Here is a 15,915-nt window from a genome sequence, read left to right on the forward strand (position 1 = left end):
GCGCGAGCTCGATTCGAGCGTGGGGGGAGCGACCAGCCACAGACGGCCCGCAGATTCAGAACTGCAGTCAGCGGCAGCGCCTACGCCGGGCGGTGGCGGAAGAGGGCGCGCTGGAGGGCGGAGAGGGCGAGGTCCAGGGCTACGGCGACCACGGCGACCAGCACCGCGCCGCCCAGCACCTGTACGAGGTCGCGCTGGGCCAGGCCGTCGAACACGTACCGGCCCAGGCCGCCGAAAGACACGTACGCGGCGATGGTGGCCGTCGCCACCACCTGGATCAGGGCGAGGCGCAGGCCCGTCATGATCAGGGGGAGCGCCAGGGGCAGCTCGACCTGGAAGAGGACCTGGTGCCAGCGCATGCCCTGGCCGCGCGCGGCGTCCTTCACGTCCGGGTCGACGGCGGTCATGCCCGCGTAGGTGTTCGTGACGATCGCCGGGACGGCGAGGGCGACCAGTGCGACGTACACCGGCCACATCGACAGTCCGCTGGCGAGGAAGACCAGCACGACCAGGCCGACGGTCGGGAGCGCGCGGCCGAAGGACGAGAGGTTGATCGCGACGAACGCGCCGCGGCCGGTGTGCCCGATGAGCAGGCCGAGCGGGAGGGCGATCGCGGCGGCCACGAGGGTGGCGAGGAGGGAGTACTGGAGGTGTTCGGCGAGGCGGTGGCCGATGCCGTCGGAGCCGGACCACTGCTCGCCGCTGACCAGCCAGTCGCCGAGGTTCTTGAAGAGTTCGTACATGGGCTCAGGCCGCCCTTTGCTTCCGGTGGGTCCATGGCGTGAGTACGTACTGGAGGGCGACCAGGAGCGCGTCCGCGACCAGTGCCAGCAGCAGGGTGAGGGCGACGCCGACGATCACCGGTGTGGGGTAGTTGCGCTGGAAGCCGTCGGTGAAGAGCTGGCCGAGGCCGCCGTCGCCGATGTAGGTCGCCACGGAGACGAGCGAGATCGACATGACCGTCGCGATGCGGACGCCCGCCATGATCACGGGGAGCGCGAGGGGGAGTTCGACGGTGAGGAGGGTGCGGAAGGGGCGGGTGCCCATGGCCTTCGCGGCCTCTTTGGTCTTCGCCGGTACCGAGTCCAGGCCCTCGACGGTGTTCCTGAGTAGGACAACGAGGGTGTAGATCGTCAGGCCGATGACCGTGGTGGTGCGGGTGAGTCCGCTCACCGGCAGCAGGAGGACGAAGATCGCGATCGACGGGATCGTGAACAGGACGTTGGAGAGGCCGAGGAGGAGGCCGCGCAGGGGGCGGATCCGGTGGGCGACCACGGCCAGCGGGAAGGAGATCAGCAGACCGAAGAAGACGGCGGAGAGGGCGGCCTGGAGGTGGGAGAGGGTGAGGGTGGTGAGGTCGTCGGTGTGGTCGCCTATCCACGACCAGTCGATGCTCATACGGCGGCGCCCGCTGTGCTGTGCGCGCTGTGCGCCTCGCCCGCGTGCTCGTGGATCTCGGCGCGGGAGGTGACGCCGGTGAGGACGCCGTCCGCGTCGACACGTGCCACCAGGGCGGTCGGGGAGGCGATGGACTCGTTGAGCGCGGCGAGCAGGGAGTCGGTGTCCCGCAGGGGTCGTACGGGGATCTCCGCGTCCTCGCTGCGCCAGGCCTGGGGCTTGCGTGCCTCGTCCAGGACGAGCTCCCAGGTGCCGCCCTCGGGCGCCGGCGCCTGCGGTACGTCCGCGAGCGTCGTCAGCGACAGGAGCTTGAGCCCCCGCTCGGCGCCCAGGAAGTCCGCGACGAAGTCGTCCGCCGGGCGGGCCAGCAGCTCCGCGGGGGCCGCGCACTGGACGAGGTGGCCGCCGGTGCGGAAGATCGCGATGCGGTCGCCGAGCCGTACCGCCTCGTCGACGTCGTGCGTGACGAAGACGATCGTCTTGCTCAACTCCTTCTGGAGCCGGATCAGTTCGTCCTGGAGCTGGCTGCGGACGACGGGGTCGACCGCACCGAACGGTTCGTCCATGAGGAGTACGGGCGGGTCGGCGGCGAGTGCTCGGGCGACGCCGACGCGCTGCTGCTGGCCGCCGGAGAGCTGGTGCGGGTAGCGCTTCCCGGCCTCGGCCGTCAGGCCGACCGTCTCCAGGAGCTCCGCCGCCCGCGCCCGCGCCTTTCTACGGCCCCAGCCGAGGAGCAGCGGCACGGTCGCGATGTTGTCGAGCACCGTGCGGTGCGGGAACAGGCCCGACTGCTGGATGACGTAACCGATGGAGCGGCGCAGCTGAGCGGCGTCCTGTTCCAGCACGTCACGGCCGCCGACGCGGATGGTGCCGGAGGTCGGGTCGACCATCCGGTTGACCATGCGCAGCGTCGTCGTCTTACCGCAGCCGGAAGATCCCACGAGGACGGTCACGCCGCCCTCGGGCATCTCCAGGGAGAGGTCGTGCACCGCCGTGGTGCCGTTCGGGAAGCGCTTGTGGACCGCATCGAACTGGATCATGTGGTGTCCCTTGCCCGGCATGCATATCGTCATGCAGAGTTCTTGGTGTCTGAATAGGTTGTCAACACTCCGACGTAAAACGCCGGTTACAGATGACCGCCAGGCAAGATCGGATGTCTGAGTTTGAGGGGAGTTCATGCGTGATGTCGTCTCGGATCGTGGACATTCCGGGGGCCGCCGACTCGGACTCCGGAGCCCTTACGCCCGGCCTGGTCGTCCTCGACGGGTACGGCACCGGCGTCGCCGACATCGTGCGCCTCGCCGACGGAGCCGCCCGGCCCGTCCCCGGCACCGAGGCGATGAAGCGCGTCGAGGAGTCCTGGGACGCGGCGCGGCGGATCGCCGCGACCGGGCGCGTGTACGGCCGCTCCACCGGCGTCGGCGCCAACCGGAACGAGGACGTGCCGACCGAGGCGGCCACCGGCCACGGTCTGCGCCTGCTGCGCAGCCACGCCGGGGCGATCGGCGCGGAGCTGCCCGCCCGGCAGGTGCGCGCGATGCTGGCCGTACGCGCGAACCAGCTGCTCGCGGGCGGCGCGGGCCTACGGCCCACCATCGTCACGGCGCTGTGCGAGGCGCTGGAGGCCGGGGCGTATCCGGTCGTGAACGAGTTCGGCTCGGTGGGCACCGGGGACATCGCGGCCCTCGCCCAGGTGGGGCTGGCGCTGGCGGGGGAGCATCCTTGGCGGGAGGCTGAGGTCGGGTGGCGTGGGGCGGGAGCGGGTGGACCGGGGGCAGCCGGGCCCGGAGCGCACGGGCCGGAGGCAAACGGCCAGGGAACGCGCGAGCCAGAAACGGACCGGCTGGGAGTGCACGAGCCGGGGGCAGCCGGGCCCGGAGCGCACGGGCCGGAGGCAGACGCGCGGCGAGCGAGCGGGCAGGGTGCGGACCGGCAAGGAGCGCGCGAGCCAGGACTGGACCCGCAGGGAGCGCGCTCGCCAGCCGCGGGCGCTCCCGAGGCGCAGCCACTCGACAACAACGACGCGCTCGCACTCATCAGCAGTAACGCCCTCACCCTCGGTCAGGCCGCGCTCGCCCTGCACGAGTTGCGGGGCCTGATCGGGGCCACGCAGGTCGTGGCCGCGTTGTCCCTGCTCGCGGTGGACGGCTCGCACGAGGCGTACGCGGCGCCCGTGCACGCCGCGCGCCGGCATCCAGCGACAGCCGAAGTGGCGCGTCGTATGCGGGAGTTGATCGGTGCCGCCGACCGGCCGACGCCGCCGCTCGGGCGCCTCCAGGACCCGTACGGATTCCGCTGCCTGCCCCAGATCCACGGCCCCGCGCTCGACGCCGCCGACGCCCTCGAAGAGGTGCTGACGGTCGAGATCAACGCCGCCGCCGAGAACCCGCTGATCTCCGCCGAGGACATGGCCGCGTACCACCACGGCGGCTTCTACCAGGCCGGACTCGCCCTGGCCCTAGACCACTTCAGGCTCTCCCTCACCCAGGTCGCGCGGCTGTCGACCTCCCGCCTCTCGACCTTGAACGAACCCGCCTACACCCGCCTGCGCCCCTTCCTCGCCGACCACGAGCCCGCGTCCTCCGGCGTGATGATCCTCGAGTACGCCGCCGGGGCCGCCCTCGGTGATCTGCGCGCCTTCTCCGCGCCCGCCTCGCTCGGCCACGCTGTACTCTCCCGAGGCGTCGAGGAGCAGGCGAGCTTCGCCTCGCTCGCCGCACGCCAGACGTTGCGCGCCTGCGACGCGTACCGTCTCGTCGTCGGCTGCGAACTCGTCGCCGCCGTACGGGCCTTGCGGCAGCGCGAGCTGCGGCCGGACCCGGAGCTGCCGGTGGGCCGGGCGCTGGAACTCGCCGAGTCGGTGCTCGACGCGGACCAGACCGACCGGCCGCTCACGGACGATGTGACGGCGGCGGCCGCACTGCTCGACCGGTTCACGGACATCTGGAGGGGGAGCACGGCATGAGCGTGGACAGGGATACGGGCACGACGACTGGCGTGGACGGAGACGCGGGCGTGGACAGGGACATGAAGGCGGCGGACAGTCCTGCCGCGCGGCTGCAGGCCCTCTTCGAGGGGCACCGGCTGACGCCGACGCAGCGGCGTATCGCACACTGCATGGTGCGGCGGGCCGCAGACGTGCCGTTCCTGTCGAGCGTCGAGCTCGCCGAACTCGCCGGTGTCAGCCAGCCCTCCGTCACCCGCTTCGCCGTCGCCCTCGGTTTCGACGGCTACCCGGCGCTGCGCAAGCACCTGCGGGAGGTCGCGCCCACCGGGCCGGTCACGGACACCGCCTCGTACAACGAGTACCAGCAGGCCGTCGAGGCCGAGATCGAGAACCTGCGGCATCTGGCCTCCGTACTGGCCGATCCGCGGCCGGTGGAACGGGCGGGGCGGCTGCTCGCGGCGTCGCGTCCGCTGCCGGTGCTCGGGCTGCGGGCAGCGGCCTCCCAGGCGTACGGCTTCTCGTACTTCGCGGCCAAGGTCCATCCGGACGTACGGCTGCTGAACGAGGGCGGCACGATGATCCACGACCGGATCGACTCGGCCGTACGGGCCGGGGCGACGGCTCTGCTGTGTTTCGCGCTGCCACGTCATCCGCGCGAGGTCGTGGACACCCTGGCGTATGCGAAGGAGGCCGGGCTGACCGTGGTGACCGTCGCGGACTCGGCGTTCGCGCCGGTGGCGAAGGCGTCGGACCTGCTGCTGCCCGCCGCGGTCGGTACGGGGCTCGCCTTCGACACGGCCTGTGCGCCGATGCTGCTCGGGCGGGTGCTGCTGGAGGCCATGTGCGACGACCTTCCGGACGCGCAGGCGCGGCTGGAGGAGTTCGACGGACGGGCGGCTGCGCGGGGCTTGTTCGTTGAGTAGAGGGCTTGTTCGTTGAGTAGAGGGCTTGTTCGTTGAGTGGTCGCCTTGTTAAGACTCGTCTCACGTTCGGTCGCTAACCTGCGCGGCCGAAGAGATTGCGGTCCTTCGGACGAGGAGGCGGGAAGGTGACGCGCGGAGGTCAGGGACTGGCTCGGGTGGCCGTCGTCGTACGGGCCGGGGCTGCGCCGATGTGGTGGCTGGGTGTGCTGGCCGCGGGCATCGGCCTGGCGGTTCCGGGGGTGACCGGGCGTCGGATCGGGGTGATGGCGGGGGCGGCGTTGTTCCTCATCGTGGCGGCCGTGGTGGCGTTGCTGCGCAGGAAGCGGTACGTGGCTCTTGCGGGCGCCGCTGCCCGGGCGGGCAAGCACGATGTGCTCCAGGACCGGGCTGTGACCGCGCGCAATTGGCGCCGGGGGCATCGGTGGTGGTTGCTGCTCGCGTTCTTGGCCGCGCTGGGGAGTGCGTTCGCGGTGCCCGCGGCCGGGGGCATGCTGCTCGCCGGGGCGGGCGTCGGGCTGCGCCTGAAGGCCGCGTGGCTGGGCAGCGTTGAGCGCGGCCGCGAGGAGTTGCTGTGGGTACGCGTCGACTGGCTCGAGCGTGGGGCGGGTGCCCCGGCGGGTAAGCGCGTGAAGGCTTACCGGGCCACCGGGATCGCGGCGGGCGACGCCGCGCCGGGTGGGGCGCGGCGTCGGGGTGGCGTGCTGGTGTAGGGGGGTTCTTCTCCCACCCACGCACCGCCCGTTTCAACTTGGTTGTCCTGTGCGGGTTTCCTGTTGGGGGTGCTCGCCATTGGCGGGTGCGGGCCGTGGGACGGGTCTGGCGGCGGCCGTGAGATCGGCTCCCGGTCTACTTTTCTCCTGCGGCCCCCGGCCTGCCTTTGGCCCGCGGCCCGCGGCCCGCGCCCCTCACTGCTCAGTTCGCGCCAGGTACGCCAGAAGGTCCTGGCGGGTTACGACTCCGGTCGGCTTTCCCTCGACCAGCACGATCACCGCGTCCGCGTCGCCGAGGATCGCCATCAGGTCCGTGACTGGCTCGCCGGACCCCACCTGGGGCAGCGGAGGCGACATGTGCTTCTCCAACGGGTCGGTGAGGGAGGCGCGCTGAGTGAACAGCGCGTCCAGGAGCTCCCTTTCGACGATGGAACCGACGACTTCCGCAGCCATCACATCGGGGTGGCCCGCGCCGGGCTTCACGACCGGCATCTGGGAAACGCCGTACTCGCGCAGCACCTCGATCGCTTCCCCAACCGTCTCGTCCGGGTGCATATGGACGAGGTGGGGCATGGCGCCTTCCTTGTGCTTCAGGACTTCCCCGACGCGGGCGGCCGTCCCCGTTTCCTCGAGGAACCCGTAGGACGCCAGCCACTCGTCGTTGAAGATCTTCGACAGGTACCCGCGCCCACTGTCCGGCAGCAGCACGACCACCACATCGTCCGGCCCCAGCCGCGAGGCCACCTTCAGGGCCGCCACGACGGCCATCCCGCAGGAACCGCCGACGAGCAGCCCCTCCTCCTTCGCGAGCCGTCGCGTCATCTGGAACGAGTCCTTGTCGGAGACGGCGACGATCTCGTCCGCGACGGTGCGGTCGTAGGCGGTGGGCCAGAAGTCCTCGCCGACGCCCTCCACGAGGTACGGCCGCCCGGATCCGCCGGAGTACACGGATCCCTCCGGGTCGGCGCCGATGACCTGGACCCTGCCTTCACTCGCGTCCTTCAGATACCGCCCCGTACCGGAGATGGTGCCGCCCGTCCCTACCCCGGTGACGAAGTGCGTGATCTTCCCCTCCGTCTGCTCCCACAGCTCGGGGCCGGTGGAGTGGTAGTGCGAGAGGGGGTTGTTCGGGTTGGAGTACTGGTCGGGCTTCCAGGCTCCGGGGGTCTCCCGGACCAGCCGGTCGGAGACGTTGTAGTACGAGTCGGGGTGCTCGGGGTCCACGGCGGTCGGGCATACGACGACCTCGGCGCCGTACGCGCGCAGCACATTGATCTTGTCGGTGGACACCTTGTCGGGGCACACGAAGATGCACTTGTACCCCTTCTGCTGCGCCACGATGGCGAGGCCGACGCCCGTGTTGCCACTGGTCGGTTCGACGATCGTGCCCCCGGGCTTGAGGGCTCCGCTCTCCTCCGCGGCCTCGATCATGCGCAGGGCGATGCGGTCCTTCACGGAGCCGCCGGGGTTGAAGTACTCGACCTTCGCGAGGACGGTCGCCTGGATGCCGGCGGTCACGCTGTTGAGCCTCACCAGCGGGGTGTTGCCGACGAGACTGATCATCGAGTCGTGGAATTGCACCGTTGTCTCCGGAGCTGAAAAGGGGTGGTCGGGGTAGTTGCCGTCAGCCTAAGCCCCCTACCGGGCGTTCACGCTGTGTTGAGATTGGCCGACAGCCTCCACGGGGCAAGCAGAGGATGTACGGGTTTGAGGAGGTGGCGGCTTCGCATGTCGAGCTTGTCGAGGGCGAGGGTGGCACGGCGGATCGCGGCGGGCGCGGCGTTCGGCGGCGGTGGGATCGGGCTGCTGGGTGCGGCGACGATCGGTCTGGTGCTGGCCGAGGTGCAGTTGGCGAAGCGGCAGGTGGGAAACGGTCACAGTCCGCATCCGCCCAGCGCGGACGGGCTGTACGGGCGTGCGTACGCGGCTGCCGGTGCCCCTTTGCGGCTGACCATGCTCGGGGATTCCACGGCGGCGGGGCAGGGTGTGCACCGGGCCCGTCAGACGCCGGGGGCGCTGTTGGCGTCGGGGCTCGCGGCGGTGGCCGAGCGGCCTGTGGAGTTGCGGAACGTGGCGTTGCCCGGCGCTCAGTCGGACGACCTGGACCGCCAGGTCGTCCTGGCTCTCGGGGACCCGGATCGGGTCCCCGACGTATGCGTGATCATGGTCGGCGCGAACGATGTCACGCACCGTATGCCCGCGACGCAGTCGGTTCGACATCTGTCCGCGGCGGTGCGTGCGCTGCGTACGGCCGGTGCCGAGGTCGTGGTCGGGACCTGTCCCGACCTCGGCACCATCGAACCCGTGCAGCAGCCGCTGCGGTGGCTGGCCCGGCGGGCCTCTCGGCAGCTGGCTGCGGCGCAGACGATCGGCACCGTCGAGCAGGGTGGGCGGACGGTGTCTCTGGGGGACCTGCTGGGTCCGGAGTTCGCGGCCAATCCGCGGGAGTTGTTCGGTCCTGACAACTACCACCCCTCGGCGGAGGGTTACGCGACGGCCGCGATGGCTGTGCTGCCGACGGTGTGCGCTGCGCTGGGCTTGTGGCCGGCGGAGGAGGAGCGGCCGGATGCGTCCCGGCGCGAGGGCTTCCTGCCGGTTGCCCGGGCCGCGGCGGAGGCTGCCTCCGAGGCCGGCACGGAGGTTGCGGCGGCGGTGCCGACGGGGCCGCGTGGGCCTTGGGCCCTGCTGAAGCGCCGGCGGCGCCGCCGGGTACCGGCTACGGACCCGGCGCCTGCCTCCGGCGGTTGAGCAACACCGGGCGGAGCGCCAAGCGAGCGCTTAGTGAAAAGCGGTCGGGGTCACACGGCTACACGCGTGACCTTGACGGTACGTGCGGGTAACTTCCTTGACAGGCCTGTCAAGTCAGACTCGTAAGCCATACGCCAATGGAGCCGTAATGCCCGAAGCCGTGATCGTCTCAGCCGCCCGCTCCCCGATCGGCCGCGCCTTCAAGGGCTCGCTGAAAGACCTGCGCCCGGACGACCTGACCGCCACGATCATCGAGGCCGCCCTGGCCAAGGTCCCGTCGCTGGACCCGAAGGACATCGACGACCTGATGCTCGGCTGCGGGCTCCCCGGCGGCGAGCAGGGCCACAACCTCGCCCGCATCGTGGCCGTACAGATGGGCATGGACCACCTGCCGGGCTGCACCATCACCCGTTACTGTTCCTCCTCGCTCCAGACCAGCCGCATGGCCCTGCACGCCATCAAGGCGGGCGAGGGCGACGTGTTCATCTCGGCGGGCGTGGAGATGGTCAGCCGGAGCGTGAAGGGCTCGAGCGACGGGATGCCCGACACGCACAACCCCCTGTTCGCCGACGCCGAGGCCCGTACCGCCGAGGTCGCGCAGAGCGAGGGCGCCGACTGGCACGACCCGCGGGAGGACGGCCTCCTTCCCGACCCGTACATCGCGATGGGGCAGACCGCGGAGAACCTGGCGCGGCTGAAGGGGATCACCCGTCAGGACATGGACGAGTTCGGCGTCCGTTCGCAGAACCTCGCCGAGGAGGCCATCAAGAACGGCTTCTGGGAGCGGGAGATCACCCCGGTCACGACCCCGGACGGCACGGTCGTCGGGAAGGACGACGGTCCTCGCGCGGGCGTCACGTTGGAGGGCGTTCAGGGGCTGAAGCCGGTCTTCCGGCCGGACGGGCTCGTGACGGCCGGAAACTGCTGCCCGCTGAACGACGGCGCCGCCGCCCTGGTGATCATGAGCGACACCAAGGCCGCTGAGCTGGGCCTGACGCCGCTCGCCCGGATCGTCTCCACGGGTGTGACGGGCCTGTCTCCCGAGATCATGGGCTACGGCCCGGTGGAGGCCAGCAAGCAGGCGCTCGCCCGCGCGGGGCTGACGATCGACGACATCGACCTGGTCGAGATCAACGAGGCCTTCGCCGCCCAGGTCATCCCGAGCTACCGCGACCTGAACATCCCGCTCGACAAGCTGAACGTCAACGGCGGCGCGATCGCGGTCGGCCATCCCTTCGGCATGACCGGCGCCCGCATCACCGCCACGCTGATCAACTCCCTCCAGTTCCACGACAAGCAGTTCGGCCTGGAGACGATGTGCGTCGGCGGCGGCCAGGGCATGGCAATGGTCATCGAGCGCCTCAGCTGAAGCACGTACGGGTACAGCAGGTGAACCCGGCGTGACCGAAGCGGCCCAGAACCCAGCACCCCCAGGGCTCTGGGCCGTTTTGTGATCCAATCTCGCCCAGGATGTGACCTATCTCCCTGGGGGATGTGATGTACGCAGGTCAGGGCGGTCCATCCGGGAAACTCCGGACCGAATATCCTGTCCATTTCGTGACGTTACGCACTGACAGGTGGATAGTCCGCCCTTCAAGCTGATGTAGGAAGTCGGGGGTCGACTTTGAAACCGGGAGTACGTCAGTGAGCGCCATCCCTCTTGCCCTACTGCTCACCGCGGCCGCCGCCCTGGCCGTGGGCGTCGCCACCCTGCGCGCCGTACTCGGGCTGCGCAGGCAGCTCGCGTCCCTGCACACGGAGCTCACCGCGAGCCGTGTGACGGGCCCGCGCGCCGTGGTGCCCGCGGCCCGCTCGGCCGCCGACACGGACGAGATACGCGCTGCCGTCGCCGAGGCGCTCGCGGAGGAGCGGGAGCGGGAGCTTGCCGAGGCGCGGGCGTTCTGGGCCGCCCAGGAGGCGCGTGACGCCTCTGACGCCCCCACTCTGCTCGGTCTGCCCGACAGCGAACTGTTCCTGCCCCGGCAGTCGGACTTCGCGGGCCTGGACCACCTGGAGTCGGTGACGGAGCCGGGCGCCGACGCCGAGGAGCTCGCCGCGGACTCCCCCGAGCTGGCCGCGGCCCGCCGCCGCCACCCCTCGCACCCCGACTTCGTGCCGGTCCAGTCACCGGTCGTGAACGACCACGAGCGTACGGTCGCCTGCCTGGAGGACCTGGCGGAGTCCCGTACGGAACTGACCGACGTCCGCCCCGGCCCGCTGGGCACCCTCGACGTCTACGTCTTCGCCAACGGCACCACGCTCTGCATGACCCCCGGTCACCGCGAGACCGCCGAGCAACTGGCCGCCGCCCTCCAGAACGGCGAGACCCCGGTCCTGCTGGGCGGCTCGGGCATCTCGGGGGCGTACGCGCTGACCTTCGCCTGCGGGGAAGAGAACGTCTACATACTCGCGGACCGGGTCATAGCGTCGCTGTAAGGGCCGTGCGCCCCACGAGACCCACGCGCGCCGGGAGCGGACAACTACACCCCGGCGCGTTTCTGCGCCTCCTCGACGAGCCGCAACGCCTCCGCGAGCTCCTCCTCGCTTCCCAGTACGACGGCCAGATCGTGCCCGGCGACCATGATCTGGTCGGCCGAGGCGAACATCCCCGCGTCGGGCATCTCCCGCAGCGGCCCCTGAGGGTCCTCAAGGCGCTGGGCACGTAGTGCCAACTCCCTCGCCAGACCCAGTGCTTCGGCCGCCGCGCCCCTCTGGAGCCGGCTCTGCGGAGCGGCCCGCAGCCGGTCGGCGAAATGGTCCACGGCACGGGTGAGGGGGGTGGTATCGAGCACGCCGCGAGACTACGCGCCTTAACCGGACTGTTGCCAACACGCGAACGCTCAGGCACCGTGACTTGAAGGACCGGCTTACATCCCATGCGTCCGGAGGCGCCGATGTCCCAAGTCTTCTCCGAGGAGACCCACCGCAACATGCTCGCCCGCATCCCCCATTGCACCGGTCGTGAAGTGTCCGACTGGCTGCGCACCGTCGACGATGGCCCCGCTCTTTTCCGCTTCGAGGAGAAGGTCAGCTGGCTCCGCGCCGAGCACAACCTCGCGTACGGCCACGCCAAAGCGATCATTCACGAGTACGACCTGAGGAGGGCCGCGCGCAAACTGCTCTGAGGCGCGCACCAGGGAGAACCACGACGAAGGGCCCGTGAACCGGAGGTTCACGGGCCCTTCAGCCGCTACCGCCCGGTGGTGGTCCGGGCGGTACGGCTCCGCTAGTCGTCGCCGCTGAAGATGGCGACCAGGCGCAGCATCTCGATGTAGATCCACACGAGGGTCATGGTCAGGCCGAACGCGGCCATCCAGGACTCCTGGCGCGGAGCGCCGTAGGCGACGCCGTCCTCGATCTGCTTGAAGTCGAGCGTCAGGAAGAACGCGCCCAGGACGAGCGCCAGGATGCCGACGATCGCGCCCAGCGGGCCCATGCTCCGCAGCCCGCCGTCCGGCGCGATGCCGAACACGACCAGCAGCAGGTTGACCGCCATGATGAGCACGAAGCCGATGGCGATCGTCATGCCGATGCGCGCATACCTGGCGGTGACGCGGATCCAGCCCGCTCGGTAGACGAGAAGGGTGGCGCCGGCGATCGCCATGGTGCCGAGCACCGCCTGGAAGGGCGCGCCCGACCAGCGGCTGTTGAACATCTCACTGATCACGCCGAGGAAGACGCCCTCGAAGGCGGCGTACCCCAGGATCAGCGCGGGTGAGGCCTTGCGCTTGAAGACCTGGACCAGTGCCAGGACCATCGCGATGAGCGCGGCCCCGATGGCCAGGCCCCAGCTGCTCGGTGAGACCGGCAGCAGGGCCCAGGCGAGCACCGCGCCGACGACGACCGTGCCGAGCGTCATGGACGAGCGGGCGATCACGTCGTCCATCGTCATGCGGTCGGCGGCGGGCGGGGCCTGCGGCGGGGCGCCGTGCTGGACGTCCTGCGGGGCGTAGGGGTTCTGTGCGTACGGATTCTGCGCGTACGGGTTGCCGCCCTGCGGGGCGTACGGGGAGCCCTGTGCGTACGGGTTCCCCTGCGTGCCGACAGCGGGGCCCCCGGCCTGCGGCTGGGCGTTGAAGCCCGCGTAGCCGTTGTCGCGGCTGAACCCCCGTCGCGAGAAGACCGGGTTACTGCTCCTCATTTCACTCCTCCATGGCCACCCTGCGTGGCGCTGGCTCAAGAGTAATGGGTAGGCAAAGGAATGCCTCTAGTGCTTGGGGAGGATCTTTCCTCTGTTGTGACCGGGAACGCCAGTGTTCAATCCAGCATTCCCGGCACCGTTACAACGCCGGTGCGGCTTCTTCCGGTTCCCTCGATCGTGGTGCGTCGGACGGGTCACTCCAGCGGGAAGCCGGTGTAGGACTCGGCGAGGTCCTGTTCGGCCGAGCGGGCCGCGGTGATCCGGTCGAGTCGGGCCAGCTGGATGCGGTCCTCGAAGGGGGTCGCGTCGGGCATGCGGTGCAGCAGGGTCGTCATGGCGTACGAGAAGCGCTCGGCCTGCCAGACGCGGCGCAGACAGGTCTCGGAATAGGCGTCGAGGCGCTCGGCCGAGCCGGTCTCCTTGAGGTGGACGAGCGCCCGCGCGAAGGTGACGACGTCGCCGACGGCGAGGTTCAGACCCTTCGCCCCGGTGGGCGGCACGATGTGGGCGGCGTCTCCGGCGAGGAAGAGCCGGCCGTGACGCATCGGCTCGTGGACGTAGGAGCGCATCGGCGTCACAGACTTCTGCGTGATCGGACCCCGCTCGAGCTTCCAGTCGTCGTCCGTCTCGAAGCGGCGCTCCAGCTCGCCCCAGATCGCCTCGTCGCTCCACTCCTCGGCTTCCGTGCCCTCGGGCACCTGGATGTAGAGCCGGGAGACCTCGGGGGAGCGCATGCTCAGCAGGGCGAAGCCGCGGTCGTGGTGGGCGTAGACGAGTTCGTCGTGCGAGGGCGGTACGTCGGCGAGGATGCCGAGCCAGCCGAAAGGGTACGTCCGCTCGAAGACCTGCGTGAGCTCCTCGGGGATCGCCTTGCGGGCCACCCCCCAGAAGCCGTCGCAGCCGACGACGTAGTCGCACTCCAGGACGTCCTCGCGGCCTTCGTGCCGGAAGCGCACGCGCGGGCTTTCGCTGTCCGCCCCCTCCACGGCCAGTGCCTCCGCCTCGAACAGCAGCGGGCCGCCCTCCTTGAGCTGGAGGGCGATGAGGTCCTTGCAGACCTCCGTCTGCGCGTACACCATCACCGACCGGCCGCCCGTGAGCCCGGGGAAGTCGACACGGTGGCGGCGCTTCGCGAACCGCAGCTCGATCCCGTCGTGCCGCAGCCCCTCGCGGTCCATGCGCTCACCGGCGCCGGCCGCGCGCAGCACGTCGACGGTGCCCTGCTCCAGGATTCCGGCCCGCTGGCGGTGCTCGACATACGCGCGGTCGCGGCTCTCCAGGACGACCGAGTCGATCCCCGCGTTGTGCAGCAGCCGCGCCAGCAGCAGTCCGGCCGGTCCGGCCCCGATGATCCCGACGGTGGTACGCATCGGCACGCCCCTTCGCGCTGTTCGAGCGGTGGTGTAGTGTGGAGATTGTTCGTCTAGTGAAATTTACTTCACTATTCTGCTGAACGTGAGTCTCCGACGGCGTACGGCCGCTGTCAACGGGTGCGTGATGTGAAGTCTTCAATGCACGATGCAGGCAAAACGCGGGCCCGCGGGAGGTCGGTGGTGCCCGGAGCCGGACTTGAACCGGCACGCCCGCGTAGGGGCAGCGAGGTTTAAGCTCGCCGTGTCTGCATTCCACCATCCGGGCAGGCCATTGGCTCCGCATTTTGAGGTTCCGAGCCTATCGGGGCGCATCGCTCGAACAGCGGACGGTCGGCTCGATGTTGTCTTATTTTATTGACGTCTGAGGGTGCATCAGCCCACCGTACGGGCGATCGGCACTTGCCACGAGCCCTTTCACAGGCGGCTCGTGTCACCCGGGGAATGACGTGAATTCACCGTCCGAACGAGCGTCATCCGACGAACCGTCACCGATGCCCCCATCAGGGGCGCTGTCAGGGGCAGGGGTCATCCCCAGGTATGACACGGGGGCGTACGGTCCGACCGAAGTCGCCCTTCAGAACCAGAACAACGGGTGACTACACGGCGGTGACCGGCCGCGACGATGGAAGCCACGTTCCCCACCCGTCGTCGTACCGACAGGAGCACTGAATCCGTGACCACCACCACTCCCTTCGCCGGACCCGCCACCGCCGTGGCCGCGCGCGCCTCGGAACTGTCGAAGGTCTACGGACAGGGCGAGACCCAGGTGGTCGCCCTGGACCGGGTCTCCGTCGACTTCCGGCAGGCCGAACTCACCGCGATCATGGGTCCTTCCGGGTCCGGCAAGTCCACGCTGATGCACTGTGTGGCGGGCCTGGACTCGTTCTCGTCCGGCTCCGTGCGGATCGGTGACACGGAGCTCGGCTCCCTCAAGGACAAGCAGCTGACGAAGCTTCGGCGGGACAAGATCGGGTTCATCTTCCAGGCGTTCAACCTGCTGCCGACGTTGACGGCTCTGGAGAACATCACCCTTCCGATGGACATCGCGGGCCGCAAGGCCGACAAGGAGTGGCTGAACTCAGTGATCGGGATGGTGGGGCTTGCCGACCGCCTCTCCCACCGGCCCGCCCAGCTCTCCGGCGGCCAGCAGCAGCGGGTCGCCGTGGCGCGGGCGCTCGCCTCCAAGCCGGAGATCATCTTCGGCGACGAGCCGACCGGGAACCTTGACTCGCGCTCGGGGGCGGAGGTGCTCGGGTTCCTGCGCAACTCCGTACGGGAGTTGGGGCAGACCGTGGTGATGGTCACGCATGACCCGGTGGCCGCGGCGTATGCCGACCGGGTCGTGTTCCTCGCGGACGGGCGGATCGTCGATGAGGTGTATGGGCCTACGGCGGATTCGGTGCTGGATCGGATGAAGCAGTTCGATGCCAAGGGTCGGACCAGCTGACGCTGCTGGTTGTGTGGTTGTTGGGGCTGCGCCCCAAGCCCCCCTCCCGGGGGTTGTGTCTCGACTGCGGGTGGGTCGTGGCTTGTCGCGCCCACGCGGCGGAGCCGCAAATCGACACAGCCCCGCGCCCCTAAAGGGGCCCACCCGAGCGCCTGTTTGAAGGGGCGCGCCCACGCGGCGGAGCCGCAAATCGATACAGCGCCGCGCCCCTGACGGGGCGCTCCCCCC

The 15,915-nt window shown here is 70.1% G+C and carries 15 protein-coding genes and 1 tRNA gene; 8 read left to right on the forward strand and 8 right to left on the reverse strand.

What is annotated here, in order from left to right:
- Nucleotides 1-80 precede the first annotated feature (80 nt).
- From OHT21_RS17480 to OHT21_RS17490, 3 genes are read right to left on the reverse strand one after another with little or no spacing between them, the layout of a single operon-like run.
- Complete coding sequence (locus OHT21_RS17480; protein ID WP_328769250.1) at nucleotides 81-743, reverse strand: ABC transporter permease; 663 nt, start codon at nucleotides 741-743, stop codon at nucleotides 81-83.
- 4 nt (nucleotides 744-747) lie between these two features.
- Nucleotides 748-1,398, reverse strand: coding sequence for an ABC transporter permease (locus tag OHT21_RS17485; protein ID WP_328769251.1), 651 nt, complete (start codon nucleotides 1,396-1,398; stop codon nucleotides 748-750).
- Nucleotides 1,395-2,438 carry an ABC transporter ATP-binding protein gene (locus OHT21_RS17490; protein WP_328769252.1) on the reverse strand — a complete coding sequence of 348 codons (1,044 nt, stop codon included), beginning with the start codon at nucleotides 2,436-2,438 and terminating at the stop codon, nucleotides 1,395-1,397. The genes OHT21_RS17485 and OHT21_RS17490 overlap by 4 nt, the downstream gene beginning before the upstream one ends.
- A 143-nt stretch (nucleotides 2,439-2,581) precedes the next feature.
- On the opposite strand from OHT21_RS17490, the gene OHT21_RS17495 reads away from it, so the two are divergent.
- From OHT21_RS17495 to OHT21_RS17505, 3 genes are all read left to right on the forward strand, one after another.
- Nucleotides 2,582-4,363 (forward strand): aromatic amino acid ammonia-lyase, encoded by a 1,782-nt coding sequence (locus OHT21_RS17495; protein WP_328769253.1) that lies wholly within the window; start codon nucleotides 2,582-2,584, stop codon nucleotides 4,361-4,363.
- 62 nt (nucleotides 4,364-4,425) lie between these two features.
- Nucleotides 4,426-5,268: a MurR/RpiR family transcriptional regulator gene (locus OHT21_RS17500; protein WP_328774126.1), complete on the forward strand. Its 843-nt coding sequence runs from the start codon at nucleotides 4,426-4,428 to the stop codon at nucleotides 5,266-5,268.
- Nucleotides 5,269-5,393: 125 nt separating this feature from the next.
- Nucleotides 5,394-5,978 (forward strand): hypothetical protein, encoded by a 585-nt coding sequence (locus tag OHT21_RS17505; RefSeq protein ID WP_328769254.1) that lies wholly within the window; start codon nucleotides 5,394-5,396, stop codon nucleotides 5,976-5,978.
- A 195-nt stretch (nucleotides 5,979-6,173) separates the two neighbouring features.
- On the opposite strand, the gene OHT21_RS17510 is transcribed toward OHT21_RS17505, so the two are convergent.
- Entirely contained in the window at nucleotides 6,174-7,559 is a 1,386-nt protein-coding gene (locus tag OHT21_RS17510) for a cystathionine beta-synthase (protein WP_328769255.1), read from the reverse strand.
- Nucleotides 7,560-7,706: 147 nt separating this feature from the next.
- Between OHT21_RS17510 and OHT21_RS17515 the strand changes: the two genes are divergently transcribed.
- From OHT21_RS17515 to OHT21_RS17525, 3 genes are all read left to right on the forward strand, one after another.
- On the forward strand, nucleotides 7,707-8,726 hold the full coding sequence (locus tag OHT21_RS17515) for an SGNH/GDSL hydrolase family protein (RefSeq protein ID WP_328769256.1): 1,020 nt from the start codon (nucleotides 7,707-7,709) through the stop codon (nucleotides 8,724-8,726).
- A gap of 148 nt (nucleotides 8,727-8,874) precedes the next feature.
- On the forward strand, nucleotides 8,875-10,095 hold the full coding sequence (locus OHT21_RS17520; protein ID WP_328769257.1) for an acetyl-CoA C-acetyltransferase: 1,221 nt from the start codon (nucleotides 8,875-8,877) through the stop codon (nucleotides 10,093-10,095).
- 284 nt (nucleotides 10,096-10,379) lie between these two features.
- Entirely contained in the window at nucleotides 10,380-11,162 is a 783-nt protein-coding gene (locus OHT21_RS17525; protein WP_328774127.1) for a hypothetical protein, read from the forward strand.
- 44 nt (nucleotides 11,163-11,206) lie between these two features.
- Here OHT21_RS17525 and OHT21_RS17530 read toward each other — a convergent pair whose 3' ends face one another.
- Complete coding sequence (locus OHT21_RS17530; protein ID WP_328769258.1) at nucleotides 11,207-11,518, reverse strand: hypothetical protein; 312 nt, start codon at nucleotides 11,516-11,518, stop codon at nucleotides 11,207-11,209.
- Between the two features lie 102 nt (nucleotides 11,519-11,620).
- Between OHT21_RS17530 and OHT21_RS17535 the strand changes: the two genes are divergently transcribed.
- Entirely contained in the window at nucleotides 11,621-11,851 is a 231-nt protein-coding gene (locus OHT21_RS17535; RefSeq protein ID WP_328769259.1) for a DUF4287 domain-containing protein, read from the forward strand.
- Nucleotides 11,852-11,952: 101 nt separating this feature from the next.
- Here the strand turns inward: OHT21_RS17535 and OHT21_RS17540 are convergent, their stop codons facing one another.
- From OHT21_RS17540 to OHT21_RS17550, 3 genes are all read right to left on the reverse strand, one after another.
- Nucleotides 11,953-12,867, reverse strand: a complete 915-nt coding sequence (locus OHT21_RS17540) for a Bax inhibitor-1/YccA family protein (RefSeq protein WP_328769260.1) — start codon at nucleotides 12,865-12,867, stop codon at nucleotides 11,953-11,955.
- Nucleotides 12,868-13,061: 194 nt separating this feature from the next.
- A complete protein-coding gene (locus tag OHT21_RS17545) occupies nucleotides 13,062-14,237 on the reverse strand; it encodes a 4-hydroxybenzoate 3-monooxygenase (RefSeq protein WP_328769261.1) in 1,176 nt (391 codons plus the stop codon).
- 181 nt (nucleotides 14,238-14,418) lie between these two features.
- Nucleotides 14,419-14,505: transfer RNA gene (locus OHT21_RS17550), tRNA-Leu, on the reverse strand.
- Nucleotides 14,506-14,913: 408 nt separating this feature from the next.
- Between OHT21_RS17550 and OHT21_RS17555 the strand changes: the two genes are divergently transcribed.
- Nucleotides 14,914-15,687 carry an ABC transporter ATP-binding protein gene (locus tag OHT21_RS17555; protein ID WP_328769262.1) on the forward strand — a complete coding sequence of 258 codons (774 nt, stop codon included), beginning with the start codon at nucleotides 14,914-14,916 and terminating at the stop codon, nucleotides 15,685-15,687.
- The last annotated feature ends 228 nt before the right edge of the window (nucleotides 15,688-15,915 follow it).

This window comes from Streptomyces sp. NBC_00286 (assembly GCF_036173125.1).
GTDB lineage: Bacteria > Actinomycetota > Actinomycetes > Streptomycetales > Streptomycetaceae > Streptomyces.

What these genes read in the sequence shown, in the direction of transcription:
- OHT21_RS17480 (WP_328769250.1), bottom strand. Translation starts at nt 743, where the DNA reads ATGTACGAACTCTTCAAGAACCTCGGCGACTGGCTGGTCAGCGGCGAG.
- OHT21_RS17485 (WP_328769251.1), bottom strand. Translation starts at nt 1,398, where the DNA reads ATGAGCATCGACTGGTCGTGGATAGGCGACCACACCGACGACCTCACC.
- OHT21_RS17490 (WP_328769252.1), bottom strand. Translation starts at nt 2,438, where the DNA reads ATGATCCAGTTCGATGCGGTCCACAAGCGCTTCCCGAACGGCACCACG.
- OHT21_RS17495 (WP_328769253.1), top strand. Translation starts at nt 2,582, where the DNA reads ATGTCGTCTCGGATCGTGGACATTCCGGGGGCCGCCGACTCGGACTCC.
- OHT21_RS17500 (WP_328774126.1), top strand. Translation starts at nt 4,426, where the DNA reads ATGAAGGCGGCGGACAGTCCTGCCGCGCGGCTGCAGGCCCTCTTCGAG.
- OHT21_RS17515 (WP_328769256.1), top strand. Translation starts at nt 7,707, where the DNA reads ATGTCGAGCTTGTCGAGGGCGAGGGTGGCACGGCGGATCGCGGCGGGC.
- OHT21_RS17520 (WP_328769257.1), top strand. Translation starts at nt 8,875, where the DNA reads ATGCCCGAAGCCGTGATCGTCTCAGCCGCCCGCTCCCCGATCGGCCGC.
- OHT21_RS17535 (WP_328769259.1), top strand. Translation starts at nt 11,621, where the DNA reads ATGTCCCAAGTCTTCTCCGAGGAGACCCACCGCAACATGCTCGCCCGC.
- OHT21_RS17540 (WP_328769260.1), bottom strand. Translation starts at nt 12,867, where the DNA reads ATGAGGAGCAGTAACCCGGTCTTCTCGCGACGGGGGTTCAGCCGCGAC.
- OHT21_RS17545 (WP_328769261.1), bottom strand. Translation starts at nt 14,237, where the DNA reads ATGCGTACCACCGTCGGGATCATCGGGGCCGGACCGGCCGGACTGCTG.